Annotated in this window: 18 protein-coding genes; 10 read left to right on the top strand and 8 right to left on the bottom strand. The window is 38.2% G+C overall.

The features are described from left to right. Positions 1-139 precede the first annotated feature (139 nt). Both ACWM35_RS18960 and ACWM35_RS18955 read left to right on the top strand, forming a co-directional pair. Positions 140-931 carry a sensor histidine kinase gene (locus ACWM35_RS18960; RefSeq protein WP_454820426.1) on the top strand — a complete coding sequence of 264 codons (792 nt, stop codon included), beginning with the start codon at positions 140-142 and terminating at the stop codon, positions 929-931. Positions 932-935: 4 nt separating this feature from the next. After that, complete coding sequence (locus ACWM35_RS18955) at positions 936-1,574, top strand: response regulator (RefSeq protein ID WP_454820568.1); 639 nt, start codon at positions 936-938, stop codon at positions 1,572-1,574. A gap of 47 nt (positions 1,575-1,621) precedes the next feature. On the opposite strand, the gene rpmG is transcribed toward ACWM35_RS18955, so the two are convergent. Together rpmG and ACWM35_RS18945 are read right to left on the bottom strand one after the other, a co-directional pair. Continuing rightward, a complete protein-coding gene (gene rpmG, locus ACWM35_RS18950) occupies positions 1,622-1,771 on the bottom strand; it encodes a 50S ribosomal protein L33 (RefSeq protein ID WP_117325841.1) in 150 nt (49 codons plus the stop codon). A 23-nt stretch (positions 1,772-1,794) separates the two neighbouring features. After that, positions 1,795-2,982, bottom strand: coding sequence for a GTP-binding protein (locus tag ACWM35_RS18945; protein WP_454820425.1), 1,188 nt, complete (start codon positions 2,980-2,982; stop codon positions 1,795-1,797). Positions 2,983-3,342: 360 nt separating this feature from the next. Here ACWM35_RS18945 and ACWM35_RS18940 point away from each other — a divergent pair, with 360 nt between their 5' ends. The 3 genes from ACWM35_RS18940 (at position 3,343) to ACWM35_RS18930 (ending at position 6,452) form a co-directional block, all read left to right on the top strand. Continuing rightward, positions 3,343-4,374, top strand: coding sequence for a metal ABC transporter solute-binding protein, Zn/Mn family (locus tag ACWM35_RS18940; RefSeq protein WP_454820424.1), 1,032 nt, complete (start codon positions 3,343-3,345; stop codon positions 4,372-4,374). A 140-nt stretch (positions 4,375-4,514) separates the two neighbouring features. After that, complete coding sequence (locus ACWM35_RS18935) at positions 4,515-5,513, top strand: permease (protein ID WP_454820423.1); 999 nt, start codon at positions 4,515-4,517, stop codon at positions 5,511-5,513. 12 nt (positions 5,514-5,525) lie between these two features. Continuing rightward, the gene (locus tag ACWM35_RS18930; protein WP_454820422.1) at positions 5,526-6,452 is read left to right on the top strand and encodes a TIGR03943 family putative permease subunit; all 927 of its coding nucleotides are present in this window, start codon (positions 5,526-5,528) and stop codon (positions 6,450-6,452) included. A gap of 96 nt (positions 6,453-6,548) precedes the next feature. Here the strand turns inward: ACWM35_RS18930 and ACWM35_RS18925 are convergent, their stop codons facing one another. Together ACWM35_RS18925 and ACWM35_RS18920 are read right to left on the bottom strand one after the other, a co-directional pair. Then, positions 6,549-7,445 (bottom strand): hypothetical protein, encoded by an 897-nt coding sequence (locus ACWM35_RS18925; protein ID WP_454820421.1) that lies wholly within the window; start codon positions 7,443-7,445, stop codon positions 6,549-6,551. Then, positions 7,446-7,823, bottom strand: a complete 378-nt coding sequence (locus ACWM35_RS18920; protein ID WP_454820420.1) for a response regulator — start codon at positions 7,821-7,823, stop codon at positions 7,446-7,448. Positions 7,824-8,031: 208 nt separating this feature from the next. On the opposite strand from ACWM35_RS18920, the gene ACWM35_RS18915 reads away from it, so the two are divergent. The 3 genes from ACWM35_RS18915 to ACWM35_RS18905 are packed head-to-tail and all read left to right on the top strand — an operon-like array spanning position 8,032 to position 11,124. After that, positions 8,032-9,258, top strand: coding sequence for an efflux RND transporter periplasmic adaptor subunit (locus ACWM35_RS18915; RefSeq protein WP_454820419.1), 1,227 nt, complete (start codon positions 8,032-8,034; stop codon positions 9,256-9,258). Beyond that, a complete protein-coding gene (locus ACWM35_RS18910; protein ID WP_454820418.1) occupies positions 9,242-9,922 on the top strand; it encodes an ABC transporter ATP-binding protein in 681 nt (226 codons plus the stop codon). The genes ACWM35_RS18915 and ACWM35_RS18910 overlap by 17 nt, the downstream gene beginning before the upstream one ends. Then, positions 9,919-11,124 (top strand): ABC transporter permease, encoded by a 1,206-nt coding sequence (locus ACWM35_RS18905; protein ID WP_454820417.1) that lies wholly within the window; start codon positions 9,919-9,921, stop codon positions 11,122-11,124. Before ACWM35_RS18910 ends, ACWM35_RS18905 begins: the two co-directional genes overlap by 4 nt. Before the next feature lie 44 nt (positions 11,125-11,168). Here the strand turns inward: ACWM35_RS18905 and ACWM35_RS18900 are convergent, their stop codons facing one another. Further along, positions 11,169-11,996: a methyl-accepting chemotaxis protein gene (locus ACWM35_RS18900; protein ID WP_454820416.1), complete on the bottom strand. Its 828-nt coding sequence runs from the start codon at positions 11,994-11,996 to the stop codon at positions 11,169-11,171. 454 nt (positions 11,997-12,450) lie between these two features. Here ACWM35_RS18900 and ACWM35_RS18895 point away from each other — a divergent pair, with 454 nt between their 5' ends. Together ACWM35_RS18895 and ACWM35_RS18890 are read left to right on the top strand one after the other, a co-directional pair. Further along, positions 12,451-12,858, top strand: coding sequence for a transposase (locus tag ACWM35_RS18895; protein WP_454820415.1), 408 nt, complete (start codon positions 12,451-12,453; stop codon positions 12,856-12,858). A gap of 73 nt (positions 12,859-12,931) precedes the next feature. Next, positions 12,932-13,198 (top strand): transposase, encoded by a 267-nt coding sequence (locus ACWM35_RS18890; protein ID WP_454820414.1) that lies wholly within the window; start codon positions 12,932-12,934, stop codon positions 13,196-13,198. A gap of 260 nt (positions 13,199-13,458) precedes the next feature. Here the strand turns inward: ACWM35_RS18890 and ACWM35_RS18885 are convergent, their stop codons facing one another. The 3 genes from ACWM35_RS18885 to ACWM35_RS18875 are packed head-to-tail and all read right to left on the bottom strand — an operon-like array spanning position 13,459 to position 17,080. Beyond that, a complete protein-coding gene (locus ACWM35_RS18885) occupies positions 13,459-14,394 on the bottom strand; it encodes a cation diffusion facilitator family transporter (protein WP_454820413.1) in 936 nt (311 codons plus the stop codon). Between the two features lie 27 nt (positions 14,395-14,421). Next, positions 14,422-15,030: a class I SAM-dependent methyltransferase gene (locus tag ACWM35_RS18880; protein WP_454820412.1), complete on the bottom strand. Its 609-nt coding sequence runs from the start codon at positions 15,028-15,030 to the stop codon at positions 14,422-14,424. Beyond that, positions 15,023-17,080 carry a heavy metal translocating P-type ATPase gene (locus tag ACWM35_RS18875; protein ID WP_454820567.1) on the bottom strand — a complete coding sequence of 686 codons (2,058 nt, stop codon included), beginning with the start codon at positions 17,078-17,080 and terminating at the stop codon, positions 15,023-15,025. Before ACWM35_RS18875 ends, ACWM35_RS18880 begins: the two co-directional genes overlap by 8 nt. Positions 17,081-17,083: the final 3 nt, after the last annotated feature.

Here is a 17,083-nt window from a genome sequence, read left to right as displayed (position 1 = left end):
AGAATTTCTATCCTTTTTTATATGACCCTTAGGGGCTATTTTTTATAAAATAAGCTCAAAACTGTTCATAAAACTGTCACAGTATTGTATGTTTGAATTCAGTTAGGATAAATATATCTTTTTTAAGGAGAAACATTCTATGTCCTATCGTAAGCTTACATTTTTTACTGCCTTAATCCCGACCTTATTAATTGGTGGTTTTGAATTTTTCCGTCATAGTGCTCTCCTCCATCAAATCTCTATGGATGCCGGAAACTATTTAATTACCATCCTAACGTTTATTATTTCCTATGGATTCGCCTCATGGATGTTCATCACAATTAAAAAGAAAAATCAAAGAATAACCAATGAGCGTGAAATGCGGGCGATTTATGAGGAAAGAGAAAGGCTGGCAAAAGAATTACATGATAGTATTGCCCAAACCCTTTTCTTACTGAATGTCTATTTAAAAAAAGGAAAAGTGGAAGAAGCTAGTTCGCTTGTTAATTCGATTGATACCCAATTACGACAAGCGATTTTTAACTTACGGATGAATCCCACAGAGCATGTAAAGTTTGCAAATAGAATCGAAAATTGGCTAGACGATTGGAGTACCGTTTCTGGCATTGAGATAAATTCTGACATTCGATTAAATGATAATTACTTTACACCTGCTGAAGAAGTACAGCTATTTGGTGTCGTTCAGGAGGCTTTTACAAACATTCGCAAGCATTCAGAAGCTAATGATGTATTCTTTAAGTTTCATTCAGGAAATCATGAATGGGAAATGATCATAGAAGATAACGGGAGAGGGTTTAACTTAACCAACATTGGTTTAAAACATTATGGACTTTCCATGCTAAAGGAAAGGTCCGAAAAGTTGAATTCCATCTTAGAAATTGATTCAAACGTGGAGCACGGTACAAAAATCAGTTTGCGAGGTAATAAGTAATATGATAAATCCCTATAGAGTGCTAATCGCGGATGATCATCCCCATGCACGAACGGCAATCATCGCCATGCTAGAAGATGATCCCTATTTTAATATAGTAGGACAAGCAAAGAATGGAAAAGAGGCAATAGAGCTTAGTGAACTCCATCATCCAGATATCATTTTAATGGATATTGAAATGCCAATGATAAATGGTCTAGAGGCAACAAAAATCATAAAAGAGAAATTCCCTTTTATCAAAGTGATTATGTTAAGTGTTTCCGATAATGTAGCGGACTTGTTTACTGCTATTCAATATGGTGCTCAAGGCTATCTTCTAAAAAATATGGATCCTGATGATTGGCTCCAATATCTTCATTCCGTTGTCGAGGGAACTAGTGATACCACTCGTGGTATGGCAGGAAAGCTTCTTTATCAATTTAGGGAAAAGGACCTCCAGAATTCCTCTTCCGCTAAACCTATAACTCCAAGAGAAAAGGAAATTCTACTATTGATTTCTGAAGGGATTTCCAATAAGCAAATTGCTGATCAATTATTTATATCTGAAAATACAGTGAAAAATCATATAAAAAAATTATTAGAAAAGCTGGAGCTTGAAAATCGTGTTCAACTTGCAACATTTGCTATTAAAAACTTCAAATAAACAGGAAAGAACCCTTAGGTGAATGTCTAAGGGTTCTAGCTAAAAGCTTATTTTGTTTCACGGTGTAACGTACGTTTTTTTAAACGCGGTGAGTATTTCATTAACTCAATACGGTCTGGATTGTTTCGTTTGTTCTTGGTGGTAATGTAGTTGCGGTCTCCTGTTTCGGTACAGGCCAACGTGATTTTTACTCTCATTTTTATTTCCTCCTAGTTAGGTTTTATTCAGAAACGGTAAATACTGGAAGCGGGTCAAGAAATGCTCCCCAGTCCATTTTCATTTCCTCTGCTGTTAATAAACATTGATCCAAGGAAGCCTCGACTTCTTCTCGGTTCATATCAATCCCGATTAGAACGAGCTCAGTCATTCGGTCGCCGAATTCTTCATCCCAATTATCCAATAGCTCTGGTTCTTCCTTAAGGATTTGATTTCTTTCCTGCTCAGGATAAGCCGCGAGCCATTCACCTGCTCCCTGAAGCATGATGGAAGGTCCAGCCTGTGACAACAAACCTGTCATATCATTCCTAGTTGGCAGCCAAAAGAATCCTTTAGCTCGAACGACATCCACCGGCCAATTTTCCATCCATTGCATCCATCTTTCAGGATGAAATGGTTTCCTCCTGCGATAAACAAACGACGAAATCCCATATTCCTCTGTTTCCGGAGTATGTTCTTCTGTTAATTCCTTGATCCATCCTGCCCCTTGACTTGCCTCTTCAAAATCAAATAATTTTGTATCCAATATTTCATTTAAGGCTACTTGTGAATGGGCACTCTCTATAATTCTTGCCTCTGGATTTAGCTTATGAAGAACCTCTTTTAGTTCAAGTACACTCTCTTTATCCACTAAATCAATTTTGTTTAAGACCAGAACATTGGCAAATTCAATTTGATCGATCAATAAGTCAACCACTTCGCGCGTATCCGATTCATCTGTTCCTTGCTTTCGATCTAGGAGACTTTCCCCTGATGAAAAATCATGCCAAAAACGATTCGCATCAACAACCGTAACCATCGTATCAAGCCTGCAATACTCGGTTAAGTTGATCCCTAGATTTTCATCAACATATGTAAAGGTTTGGGCAACAGGTACAGGCTCTGATATTCCAGAGGATTCAATTAAGATATAGTCAATATCCCCTTCCTGAACCAGCCTTTCTACTTCAATCATTAAGTCTTCTCTTAACGTGCAGCAAATACATCCGTTTTGAAGTTCTACAAGCTTCTCATCGGTTCGAGAAAAACCTCCTTGTTTAATCATCGAAGCATCAATATTCACTTCACTCATGTCATTTACGATAACCGCAATCTTTTTATTCTCACGATTGTTTAACACATAATTTAATAAAGTTGTTTTTCCTGAACCTAAATATCCACTTAACACAGTAACTGGAATTTTATTAGTCAATTCTTTCACCTCATTTTTTCAAATCAAAATGATTACGATTTAAATCTTACAAATATGCCATATATCCACTTTTTCTGATTACCTGTCACAAAGTATAACTGGGTTTTTTACCACTTGATTCATCACCAATCGTAAATCCCTACCTCAAATCGTAATCGTTACGATTAGTATCGTATAAAACTTTGATCTCTATTGCAAGTTTTTTTCTAAAAAAATTTTTAATATTATCTTCACTGCTCTACTCCAAAAATTTACCTTTACTAAAAGTTTCATATTTTCATTTACAAAATCATAGAAATAATTTAAAGTGTAAAACGTAATCGTTACGTTTTAATTAAAAATTTGATTGGAGTTAAGAAAATGAAGATAAAACAATTCGTTCCCGCTTCTGTTCTTATATTGAGCCTTATATTATCTGGATGTGGTAATACGGAAACAGTAAACAAAAGCGAAGAAAATACAGATCAAGAAAAATTAACTGTCTATACAACCATTTATCCGCTTGAGGATTTCACAGAGAAAATTGGTGGTGAATTTGTTGACGTTAAAAGTATCTACCCTCCAAATGTAGATGCCCATTCCTACGAACCTTCTACAAAAGACATGGTTGCTATGGCCGATTCTGATTTGTTTATCTATACAGGAATCGGTATTGAAGGATTCGCAGATAAAGCATCTGAAGCTTTGAAAAAAGAGGACGTACAAGTTTTAAAAGCTGCGGAAGGAATCCAGTTAATAGAATCAACAGAAGAACATCATCATGAAGGCGAAGAAGGTCATTCTGAAACTGAACACAGTGAGGAAATGGGTGAACACTCTGAAGAACACGAAGGGGAACACCACGAAGAGGGAGAACATGCACATGGTGACCTAGACCCACATGTATGGTTAGATCCAGTACTTTCGATTGACCTTGCGAATAATATTAAAAACTCTTTAAGTAAGTTAATGCCGGAACAGGCAGCTGAGTTTGAAGCCAATTTTAATCAGCTTAAGAGCGAGCTTGAAAAGCTTGATCAAGAATTTAAAACGACGATAGAAAACTCAAAAACAAAGAGTTTATTAGTTTCCCACTCTGCTTATGGTTATTGGGAGAAACGTTATGATATCGAGCAAATTTCGATTGCTGGTTTATCACCGACACAAGAACCCACCCAGAAAGAACTGCAAACGATTATTGAAGAGTCTGCAGAACATAATATTCATTATTTGATTTTCGAGCAAAATGTTACACCAAAAGTAGCGAAAATCATTCAAGAAGAATTAGGAGCAGAGTCACTTACTCTTCATAATCTAGAAGCGGTAACAGAAGAAAATATTAAACAAAAAGATGATTACTTCAGCATTATGCGCAGGAATTTAGAAACGATTAAGACTGCTTTAAATGAGTAACATCTTATAGACTATACAATCCCTACCATTTTTCGTGGCAGGGATTGTACTACATAATAGGATTATTTTAAATCTTTAATCATACTCTAGTAAAAGCACCTATATATTTTAAGGATAAAATCTATTTTTAGGAGGAAACCATGTATCGCATTGTTCGCAATAATATTGTCGACATTACAGGAATTATCATATTTGGCTTAGCCCTTCTAATGCTCTCTTTCAGTTCGAGCTTTAAGCTTTCATTCGATATACCTCCGTCATTGTTAAATCTCAATACCATTTTTCTAAGTATTTTAATAGAGGCCCTTCCTTTCGTTTTGATAGGCGTTCTTATTGCGGGAGTTATCCAAATTTTTGTGACGGAAGAACATATTCAACGTTGGATTCCACAGAATAAGTTTTTGGCGATTATCATGAGCTGTGTAATTGGAGCCCTTTTTCCTGCTTGTGAATGCGGAATTGTTCCCATCGTCCGTCGCCTTATCGGAAAAGGCGTTCCTATCCATGCTGCCATCGGCTTTATGTTAACAGGACCCCTCATTAATCCGATAGTTATTGCTTCTACGTATATGGCTTTTGGGAATGATTTTAAGATTGCGGGATTACGAATGGGATTAGGCTTTGTTATTGCCATAATGGTCGCTTTTGTTGTCAGCTTGATTTTTAAAGGAAATCAATTAAAATCTTCCATGGTTCCTGTTTCATCTCATACACATTCTAAAAAAGAAGCTTTTATGAAAAAATTTTGGGCGATGTTAACGCATTCGATTGATGAGTTTTTTGATATGGGGAAGTACCTGGTTATTGGTGCATTCTTAGCCGCTTTTGTACAAACCTATATGCCAGCAAAAGCTTTCTTGGAAGCAGGGAACGGAACGGTATCTTCGTTAGCTGTGATGATGGGCTTGGCCTATGTCCTTTCACTTTGTTCTGAAGCAGATGCATTTATCGGAGCTTCCTTCAGCAGTATTTTCCCAACTTCAGCGATTTTAGGATTTTTAATTTTCGGTCCAATGATGGATTTAAAAAATACCCTTATGATGCTGAGTGTATTCCGAGCAAGGTTCGTCGTGGCTGTGCTTGTATTCATTACTTCTATCGTCTTCATTACAATTATGCTTGTCCAGAGCTTTATATAAGGGGGGAAAAATGTGACGTTTCATTTTCAGCAGGCTTTTAGAGCATTTATTTTACTCGCTTTTTCAGCTCTACTCTTCAAACTGCATTATACTGGGGAAATCACAAAATTTATCAATCCAAAATATGAAGGGTTAAGTCAGTCCGCTTCCATTTTATTCATCATTTTGTTTTTTATCCAGATAACAAGAATATGGTCGGTTCATAAGCATAGTCATCATCACCATTGTCAGCACGAAGGTCACGGTCATAGCTGCAGCCACGATCACGGAGATTCGCCTTTTAATACAAAAAAATTAATTTCCTATCTGATTATCGTTTTTCCATTGGTGACTGGATTTTTGCTTCCTGCAAAGGTGCTCGACGCCTCCATTGCAGATAAAAAAGGCGGTATAGCCGTTTTAACGAATAAGAAGATTGAGAAAAAACAAGAGGGACAGGTGGATCCAAACAATCAGGAGGATACCCCCAAAACTGAAAATCTTGAACCCCCCACGGACATCAAAGAGCAAAAGCTGTATACACAAGAAGAATATGATCAATTGATACAGCAATTAGAACAAAATACTACAGTTAAGATGAATGATGATATTTTCTCTACTTACTATGACCAAATTCATACGGATATTAATAAATACAAAGGAAGAGAAATCAAATTAACAGGATTTGTCTATAAAGAGGACGGGCTTGAAGAAAACCAGCTTGTTCTTTCTAGATTTTTGATTACCCACTGTGTAGCTGACGCTAGCATTATCGGGTTTATATCAGAATTACCAGAAGCCTCATCACTTAAAGAAAATACATGGATGGAAGCAACAGGTGTATTGGATATTGGTTCCTATAACGGCATGGAGCTTCCTATCATAAAAATAACCAATTGGAAAATCGTTGATGAACCTAAAGAGCCGTATCTCTATCCAATAAACGTGAAAGTTATATAATAAGTATAAATAAATGAGAGCTCCTTAAATGTAAGGAGCTCTTGATATTTGATTTTCAAATAAAATAGACTTCCCCATTGAGAAGTCTATTTACAGCTAGATCGAAATGTTTTCAGGTTGATCCGAGAGAATTAATTGGAAAGCACCTTTAGTCGTATTTACTATGACGAGCAAGGACTCTCCTGAAATCGTTGCATTATCCATTACTTTTTGAGGCTTCATATTTAACTCTATCCCTAAATTAGACATATTCACTAAATAAATGCCATTTTGTAGATTTAAAAATTCACTAACCGCTGCTTTAGCAAGTTCATTCACTTCCGTTAGTTCTTCTTCTGCAAATTTGGATGCAATATGCAAAAATACTTCTTCATCCGCGGCTATTGCTGTGAAAAGTGGGGATTCACCAGTAATTTCCTGTTGGACTAACCACTTTTTTTCTTGTTGATTACCCCCTTGCCCAGCCACCTCTAAATAAACCTGGCCATCGATAAACCGAATCATATTTTTCACAAAAAGGGATAGATAATTTCCGTAAACTGTTTTTTCCTCAGAATCCCTTCCATTAAGAATACTTTCAACGAATGATTCCATACTTCCGTTCTTAATAGCATCAAATTGCTCATCCGAAAGACTATTCTCTTTTTTATAGTCATTTAAAGCAGTTCCAAATTGTTCAATCGTCATATAGCCACGGTCAACAAGTGCTTGAGCTAAATATAAGTGAGCTTGCTTTTGAGTAGAAACAAGTGAATCTACCTGTTCTTCGGTTAAATAACCGAGTTCTACCGCAATTTCTCCAAAGCGTTTGTCCACCTGTTTTTGCTTCTCATGAACTTCTTCAACTTGTTGTGGGGTCAATAACCCTTCATCGATAGCTAAAACCCCGAACCTCACATGAACCGATTGCTGAAAAGCAAGTACATCCGCAAGCTGTTCTCGTGTAATCAATTCTCGATTTAATAAATAATGGCCGAAGTATTGACTAAACATTTAATTCCCCTCCCGTAAAACTTTTTCGATTAGATGAGTAATCGCTTCAGGGGATAATGGTTTTTGAATAAAATCATAAGCTCCATTTTCCAGGGCCTTTTTCAGATGCTCCTTTGTTCCTACAGATGAAGCCATGACAACTTTTGCATTCGGATTGATTTCCTTAATCTCTATCAATGCTTCAATTCCATCTTTATCTGGCATAATAATATCCATAAATACTAAATCGGGTTTACTCTCCTTCGCTACCGCTACAGCTGCAATCCCATTTTCAGCTTCAAAGATTTCTTTACAATCACATTTTTCCAATGTCTCTCTTAACTTTTTTCGTATTAATAGGGAATCGTCACAAATTAAAACCTTCAAATTATTCTCCACATTAGCAACTCCTTATCATTAGAATCCTTTTAGTTTTACAATCCTATCGTTATATCTTTTCAATAACACTAAAAGGATATTCAATATATCAGTAAAGGAAGAAAGTTACCCAGAATAACTTTTACAAAATATACTAAAATATTGAATTTTTACCAAGAAACGTTATAGTAAATTAAGAGAAAGATAATTTACTATACGGGGGTTTATCGTGAAGAAAAAGTTATGGATTTGGGTTGCATCTATCGTTGGTTTACTTGTAATCGCAGGAACAGTTACCTATTTTATGACAAAGACAGAAACAAATAAGGCTGGCGCTGAACCAGAAGTTATGGGAATTACAGTCCAAAAGGCAAGTCAGCAAGAATTGGTTCAATCCATTCTTGTTACCGGAAAAATTGTTCCGGAAAGTGAGCAAAAGATTTTTTTAGAACCAGATAAGGGAGAAATTAAGGAAGTTAAGATAACGGAAAATCAGGCCGTTAAAGCCGGAGATGCACTGCTTATTTATGACTCAGCGAAAATTGATAGTGAGCTTACTAGAGCCGTACGACAAAAAGATTTACTTCAAAATAGAGGAAAAACAGAACAAAGCCAAATTACGGATATCACAAATCGTATTGCTGAAAAGAAAAAGAATCTACAGACCCAGCCTGCGGATACGGAAAATACGGAAAATGCACCTGTTACACAAGAGGAAGTGAATCAGCTTTCCAATGAAAAGGTCCAGCTAGAGATGCAGTATGAGAGTACAAAATCAGAAATTGCTTCCGCTGAAGATCAAATTAAAGAGCTTACAGCGAAGAAAAAGGAAATGACTGTCGTCAGCAAAATGGATGGAATCATTGTAAAGGTGAATCCAAACGTCGCAAAAACAGAGACAGGCTCTACAGAACCAGTCATTCATATTATTTCTAGTCAACCATATAAAGTAATTGGAACGATGAGTGAATTCGATGCTGTAAAAATTCAACCGGGGCAGCCTGTTATTATTCGTCCGAAGGTGTTTAAAGATCGTGAATGGAATGGATCCGTCGAATCGGTCTCCCAATTTCCAAATGAAGAAGGCGGCGGTGGTGAGGAATTCGCTGGCGGTGCTGGCGGAGGAAATGTAACGATGTATCCTTTTAAAGTCGCGATTACCGATGATACTTCAGAGTTGCGCCAAGGATTCCATGTTTCTTTAGAAATTAAAGCAGGTGGTAGCGAAAAACGGCTTGTTATCCCACATCCAGCACTTCTTGACGAAGGTGGTATAAAGACCGTTTATATTCTAGTGGATAATAAACTAGAAAGACGCGAAGTCAAAACCGGCGCCATGAATGATGAATTCATTGAAGTGACGGAAGGGGTAAACGAAGGTGAGCTTGTCGTCCTTACTCCAAATGAAGAAATGCACGATGGAATGGAAGTGACCTCATTTGATGAAGTTAAATAACATCACGAAAGTTTATGGGAAGGATTCCCTTGAGGTCCCTGTTCTGCATGGCATTGATTTAACTATTGAAGCGGGTGAATTTGTTGCCATAATGGGGCCTTCCGGTTCTGGTAAATCTACCTTAATGAATATTATTGGCTTTTTAGATTATCCGACATCCGGTACGTTTGAATTAAATGGAGAAGTAATCAGCTCGGCAAAAGAAAATGTGCTTGCTCGCTTAAGAAATGAGCATATTGGCTTTGTTTTTCAACAATTCTTCATGTTTCCTAGAGATAACGCCTTGAAAAATGTCGCCTCGCCGCTTATTTATGCGGGTGTTTCCAAACGAGAAAGAATGGCAAGAGCAAAGGAAATGCTGATAAAAGTTGGCTTAGAGGACCGGATGAAGCATTTACCTAATCAATTATCTGGAGGACAAAAGCAGCGGGTTGCGATCGCTAGAGCTATGGTCAACAATCCCACGATTCTTTTGGCCGATGAGCCGACCGGTGCACTTGATTCCAAAACAAGTGCACAAATTATGAAGCTATTTACTCAGCTGAACGAAGAAGGAAAGACGGTTATTATTGTCACTCACGAAGAGGAAATCGCTGCCTATGCAAATCGGATTATTACGATAAAAGATGGGATGATCACCGAAGACCGGAGGGTGACAGCATGAATATTTGGGAGAGCTTTAAAATCGCCCTATCTTCTGTATTAAATCATAAGATTCGGTCTATCTTAACCATGCTTGGGATTATTATTGGGGTTGCCGCAGTTATAATTATTGTCGCAATCGGTCAGGGTACGAAGAAGCAGATGACCGATGAATTATTTGCTACTGATAAGAATGCGATTGATCTTTATTATGAATACATCCCACCCGAAGGTGAGACGGAAACCTTTTGGCAAGAGCCCGAACTAACGACGGAGGATATCCAGACTCTTCAAGCTGTTCCTGGTGTAAAGGCAGTCGTGGCCACAAATCAAGGCTGGGGCTCCTTGCTTCGAAATGATGTTCAAGGTGAAATGCAGATAACTGGTGTCGGCCCAGAATATTTTTCTGCTAAAGATATAATGATCAACGAGGGTCGTGCTTTCTATGCAGCCGACAATGATGGACTTAATCGAGTCATCCTCATTGACACTAATGCAAGAAAGAAATACTTTGAGGAATCAGAAAATCCAATTGGAGAAATTATAGATTTAAATGGGAATCCCTTTAAAATCATTGGTGTTTATGTTTCACCTATTCCTGAGCAATTTCGCGATAAGGAAAATGGCGAAATGATGATGCCAAGATCCGTTATTTCGATGATGTTTGGCAATAGAGAAATTGAAATGCTGCAGGTGATTGCCAGTGATCCTGAAAATGTTTCCGAGACAGGCAGGCTCGCAGCTGAAGCCCTGACAGAAAAAAAGGAATTGGAGGACGGCAGGTATGCCACCAATGACTTTGCTGATTATGAGAAAGAATTAAACACGATGATCTCCCTTCTGACATTACTCATTGGCAGTATCGCCGGTATTTCCCTGTTAGTTGGCGGGATTGGAGTTATGAATATCATGCTTGTCTCAGTAACAGAGCGGACAAGAGAAATCGGCCTGCGGAAAGCCATAGGCGCTACGAGGAGAAAAATTCTTCTGCAGTTCCTGATTGAATCTGTCACTCTTACGTCCTTAGGAGGACTGATTGGAATTGGATTAGCTTCCATTGGAACGATCCTAGTTTCTAAACTTTCCCCGATTTCTGCGTCAATGAGTCCATTAATCATATTAATTGGGGTTAGTTTTTCAGCCTTTATTGGGATTATTTTCGGTATCCTCCCTGCAAACAAAGCATCGAAACTTAGTCCGATTGATGCTTTACGCTACGAATAAAAAATAGGAACAATCCTAACCCGTAGGATTGTTCCTATTTTTATTCAATCATTGTTAGCAGTTTCCATTAACTTTTCTGCCGCTGACGTAATGATATGGTATGAGTTGTTTAATTCTTGAATACTAATCGAATGTTCCCCCATCATGGATGCTATATCTTGAATCGATTGGTTATTATGTTTCATCGATTCACTTACGGTTTCTAGGAACTTGATGGTATGAACCGCAGAATCCCTGCTTTGATCCGCCATTCTCCTAATCTCATTTGCCACTACGGCAAAACCTTTGCCATGATCTCCTGCTCTTGCAGCTTCAATCGAAGCATTTAATCCAAGTATATTGGATTGATTAGCAATATCTTGAATCGATTTGATTACTTCATAAGCGTCTTCCACTGTTTTCATCATCTTCTGTGAATCATGAGAGATCTTCTGAATGTTTCCCTCAATCATTTTGGATACACTGGCTGCTTGTTCTGTCGTTGTCATCATCTGTCCCGCGGTTGCAGCTAATTCAGATGATAATCTCCTTAATACATCAATTTTTTCAGTTGTTGTAGTTGTTATGAATAAACCGACCACTTTCTTTTGATCGATAATTGGATTAATTGTTATCATAAATGCCCTACCAAATCGTTCCGCACTCGCTTCCATCCTCTGGACTTCCCCCGTTTTCAACGCATCTTCAATAAGTGGCGAACTAATTTCCTTTAAGGGGGTTCCTGCTGGAATTCGAACTGTATCAAATTCAGCTGGCAATTGGAGTAAATATTGATTCGTATCCGTAATCACTACGCTCGTTGGTTCCGTAAAGGATTTCTGGATTAACTCGGCATTATTCATCAATTCCTGCAGCTTTTGTGACAACCTCATTCACCTTTTCCTCATTCGTATTCTTTGAAAATTCCCACCATGTTTTGGAAAAACCAATCATAGAAGAGTTTTACCCAAAAAGGATGAAAAAAATTGATGAACAACTTTTTAAATAGAAAATGGACATTTTACTTAACTCTGCTTTCAAATTTTCACAAAGTACCCCACTTGTACAGTGTATACTATAACACTCGAGGTAAAAGTGAACACATAAATGTTAATTTCAACATAATAATCATAGTACCTTGTCTACCTTAAGCAATTATTGAGGATGCGATTCGCGGGTAAAATTACCTAATACAACCCACGATAAGTTCAATTGATGGATAATTATTATACAGTTAAGCTTCCCGCTTGAAGTTTTATTCCTAAAATTGTTTTTAATAAATATTTACATCACCAGAACACTAGTATAAAATACTATACATACAATACACTGTGGAGGGTTTATATTATGGCTACAACACTATCTAACCACTATTCAGATGAATTTAAAGAGGCAGTAGTACGAGAGGCACAAATTCATAATAATATTTCTGAAGCAGCCAGAAATAATGGTGTACATGTAAATACAGTTAGAAAATGGAAAAGGGATTTTGAGGAAAAAAATATCTTTTTTACAGCTGAAATCAAATCTGATGAAATAATAAATGAGAATAGGCAGTCTGAAGATTCGAGTTTTTCTGCAGAATCAGTACAGCAACTTAACAATCTTGTGATTAAGTTGCAAAACGAAATTGAACAGCTAACAAATGATAATAAACAACTACAAAAAGAATTGTTAAGCTCTCAACAACATATTGGTCGAATGTTCATGGAAAATGAAAGGCTAAAAGAAAAAGCTGCAAATAGATCATCATGAGTAACCATTATGCATAATTACCTCAAAATATAACTTTCATATACAATCCTACACTATAGGGGGGAGTACATAAGTGGCCAGTACAATAAGAAAAACATACTCAGACACATTTAAATTGTCCGTAGCCAGATATGCCTTGGATATTAAAAATTTTTCAGCAACTGCTCGAAAGTTCGACTTAAGTGTTAACACGGTTCGCAGGTGGGTAGAAACCTACAAACCACAAATTGAAAATGAGATACCTTCTACCAGCTCATTGAAATCTAGTAAACTTAGTTCGAATGACCACAAATTTGTTGCTGATTTTGAAATACTAAGATGTAAAATAAGGTTGTCGTAGATATCCTACAAACAACAGCGTTTCGTTAACTTTCACTTAAATACTAATGAAATGGCACATACCTCAGTACGACTCTAGTGTTCATAATCTCCACTACATATTGTGTAGGAATAAGGGAAAGGGATGTACTTTTTTGTGTCTGGAATGTTAATTTATTGTAAAGGGTGAAAAAAGGCAACACCTTTGAATATTAAGGTTAGTTGCCTTTTTTTATTAAGTAAGATTGATTTCACAAATTATTCATTGCAATAGAATACTGTTTAGTTACAATTCCCATGCGGGCTTGGGCAGCCGATTGCTGCTTTTTCAACTTGGATAGTGCTGTGTTCGATATGGAAGTCATCATGTAAAATCTTTTGAGATTGTGCCAAAATTTCATCATGGACTCCCTCATCAAAAATGGTAATGTGACAGCTTAATACTGGATAGCCGGAAGTGATGGTCCAGATGTGTAAATCATGGACTTCTTTCACGAAAGGAATTTTGCTCAAGGCTGTTTTCACTTGCTCTATATCGATTTGTGTAGGCGCACCTTCCATTAAGATATGAAAGGAATCCTTTGTGACACGATAGCCGCTGATTAATATCAACACAGCGACAATCACACTGGCAATCGGATCCGCGATTGTCCAGCCGAAAAACATGATTAGTAGAGCCGCAACTATCGCTCCCACTGATCCTAGCATATCTCCTAGTACATGTAAGAAGGCACTGCGGACGTTGAGATTTTCATCCTTATCTCCACTCATTAAAATCCAGGCTGCAATAATGTTCACCACTAAACCAGTTACCGAAATCATTAGCATCCCTGAACTTTGTACTTCAGGAGGTGCGAAAAAGCGTTGGAATGCTTCATAAAAGATGTAAAGCGAGATGATCACGAGTGTTAAACCATTTAGCGCAGCAGCGATAATTTCAAAGCGCTTATAACCATAAGTTTTTTCCTGGGAAACCTGTTTTTCACCTAGCTTGATGGCAAAAAAACTTAAACCTAGTGCAGCGGCATCACTTAACATATGACCGGCATCTGATAATAACGCTAAACTATTCGTTAATATTCCACCTACTACTTCAACCACCATAAAGGCAGCAATCAAAATAAACGAACTTAATAACGCTTTTTTATTACTTGTATGGGAATGACCATGAGAATGGCCATGACCATGTGAGTGTCCATGATGATGATGGTGACCCATATAAATCCTCTCCCAACGGATTTCAAATTAGTTTTTTCTTATCTTTATCTTGCGATACATTCCTCGAAACAACACATCCTGATCCTCTATTACAGTGAGATGCGAAGCATGTTTTTGAAACATTTTTTCAAAAGAAACACCAATATCCGTACCAAGTAGGCGAATCAATGGGCGAATTGCCGTTTTCATAAAAGATGGCTTTTGGGCAAACTTATCAAAAATGATCATTTGACCGTTTGATTGGGTTACACGAGCCATTTCGGCAAACGCTTTTTCACTGTTGGGTACAACTGAAAGAATGAGACTTGCAATAACATAATCAAAGGAGCTATCCGGAAATTGTAAATTTTCAGCATCCATTTGTTGAAAACAGATTTGTGAAGAAGGAAACTTCTTTTTTGCCTGTGAGAGCATTTCCTCAGAATAATCAATAGCTGTTATTTCCATTTTATGAGTAGGAATGATCTCTAAATCTGCACCCGTTCCCACTCCAACAAACAATACCTTATCTCCATGATGAAAAGGCACTGAGGAGAATACTTGTTTTCTTGCCTTTAGAAATGGCCCTTTATTAAAAAAATAATCATAAACCGGTGACCATATGCGGTAAATAAATTGATTCCACTGATTATTCATGGTCCTTCACCCTTAATAGTCTTAATCCATTTAAAGTTACCAGTAAAGTCACACCCATATCAGCAAAAATGGCAATCCACAGCGTCAGCCATCCTGGGACAACTAATACAAGAGCTAACAGCTTCACCCCAATGGATAAGGCAATATTTTGTTTGATTATTTGCAGGGTTTTCCTACTTAACTTAATCGTAAATGGAAGCTTTGTGAGATCGTCATTCATTAGGGCAATGTCTGCGGTTTCCAATGCGGTGTCGGTTCCGACTCCCCCCATTGCGATACCAACAGTTGCGGATGCAAGGGCGGGGGCATCATTGACTCCATCACCCACCATCGCTACCCTTCCGAATTGCTGCTTGAGGTCTTTGATAAAAGCCAATTTATCCTCAGGCAACAGCTCTGCCTCCATTCTCTTCACTCCAACCTGCCCGCCAATGGCTGCGGCTGTTGCTTGGTTATCCCCGGTCAATAAAATCGTCTGTTCGATTCCCAGTTGATGCAGGCGCTTGATAATACGGCTGCTGCTTTCACGAACCTCATCGGCAACCGCAATAAGAGCGATGATTTCTTCCTTTGCCCCGGCGATCATCACCGTTTTCCCTTGATTTTGCAAAGTACTGATTTGAGTTCGGATTTCAGTTGGAATCGATTCAAAAAGCTTATGATTCCCAACTCGATATAAAATACCATTTATATGTCCTTGGAGCCCTTTTCCGGTAATGGAAGTAAACTGCTCGACAACAATGTCTTGATATTCCTTTGCTTGTTTTACAATAGCCGACGCAAGTGGATGTTGCGATTTGCTTTCAAGTGCAGCAATCTTAGTAAACAGATTCTCATCTTCACTGAAATTGACAAAATCGGTCACAATGGGAGTCCCTTTTGTCAGCGTGCCGGTTTTATCGAAAGCAATCGCCTTTAGCGCACCGGCCTCTTCTAAATAGCTCCCGCCTTTGACCAGCACGCCATTACGAGCTGCATTGCCAATGGCTGTTACGATTGAAACAGGAGTTGAGATAACGAGGGCACATGGACAACCGACCACTAGTACGGCAAGCCCTTGATAAATCCATTCACTCCACTCCGAACCCAAAAATAATGGCGGCACTACCGCGACCAAAACGGCAATCGCGATAATCACTGGTGTGTAATACTTGGCAAATTGGTCAACAAATCGCTGCGACGGCGCTCTTTCGCCTTGCGCCTCCTCAACCAAATGAATGATTTTAGCAATTGTTGTATCATCGTGAGTCTTGGTGACCTTAACCTTTAGGTAGCCTTCTTCATTTAAGGTCCCAGCGAACACTTCATCATCCAGGTGTTTTTCCATCGGAACCGATTCACCGGTTATCGCAGCTTGATTGACGAAGCTGGTCCCTTCAACAACCACTCCATCCATCGCAATTCTTTGCCCCGGCTTTACTAGCATCATATCGCCAATTTCAATATCCTCAGCTTTCAAAACTAGTTCTTTACCGTTCCTGATTACTAGCGCTTCTGCTGGTGTCAGCTCCATAAGTGAGCGGATCGATGCCCGTGCTTTATCCATCGAATAGCCCTCAAGCACCTCGCTAATTGCGAACAGGATAACCACTATCGCACCTTCCTGCCACTCCCCGATGATTGCTGCACCAATAATGGCGATTGTCATCAGTGTTTTCATATCAAAATCAAGTCGGAACAGGTTTTTCAGGCCTGTTTTAAAAAGTGGAAATCCTCCGGCTAAAATCGATACTGCAAACAAGAGATTTTTTTCAAAAATATAACCTGCAGTCAACAGCAATAATGATAATCCAAGCATTCCATAACTCTTCCAGAATGGCTCTTTTTCCAAGACTGGCTGCTTTTGTTTTTCAGGGTAGATGGTTAGTTTTTCAAAATCCCCCGCCACATGCAAGTCTTTAAGTGTAGCATTTCCATAGACTGTGAGCTTCGAAGCTCCAAAATTGACACTTGCATCGACAACACCATCCAGGTGTTTTACGTTCTTTTCGAACTTTGCGGCACAACCAGCTCAGGAAAAGCCTTGAACGCGGTAAACTTGTTTTTCCATTGA

The sequence above is a fragment of the Neobacillus sp. K501 genome (genome assembly GCF_053749995.1).
Note: the sequence above shows the minus strand (reverse complement) of the source record. Positions and strands in the feature narration are given on the sequence as shown.

Coding starts and splice junctions, on each gene's coding strand:
- ACWM35_RS18960 (WP_454820426.1), top strand. CDS start 140: ATGTCCTATCGTAAGCTTACATTTTTTACTGCCTTAATCCCGACCTTA.
- rpmG (WP_117325841.1), bottom strand. CDS start 1,771: ATGAGAGTAAAAATCACGTTGGCCTGTACCGAAACAGGAGACCGCAAC.
- ACWM35_RS18940 (WP_454820424.1), top strand. CDS start 3,343: ATGAAGATAAAACAATTCGTTCCCGCTTCTGTTCTTATATTGAGCCTT.
- ACWM35_RS18935 (WP_454820423.1), top strand. CDS start 4,515: ATGTATCGCATTGTTCGCAATAATATTGTCGACATTACAGGAATTATC.
- ACWM35_RS18925 (WP_454820421.1), bottom strand. CDS start 7,445: ATGTTTAGTCAATACTTCGGCCATTATTTATTAAATCGAGAATTGATT.
- ACWM35_RS18905 (WP_454820417.1), top strand. CDS start 9,919: ATGAATATTTGGGAGAGCTTTAAAATCGCCCTATCTTCTGTATTAAAT.
- ACWM35_RS18900 (WP_454820416.1), bottom strand. CDS start 11,996: ATGAGGTTGTCACAAAAGCTGCAGGAATTGATGAATAATGCCGAGTTA.
- ACWM35_RS18895 (WP_454820415.1), top strand. CDS start 12,451: ATGGCTACAACACTATCTAACCACTATTCAGATGAATTTAAAGAGGCA.
- ACWM35_RS18885 (WP_454820413.1), bottom strand. CDS start 14,394: ATGGGTCACCATCATCATCATGGACACTCACATGGTCATGGCCATTCT.
- ACWM35_RS18880 (WP_454820412.1), bottom strand. CDS start 15,030: ATGAATAATCAGTGGAATCAATTTATTTACCGCATATGGTCACCGGTT.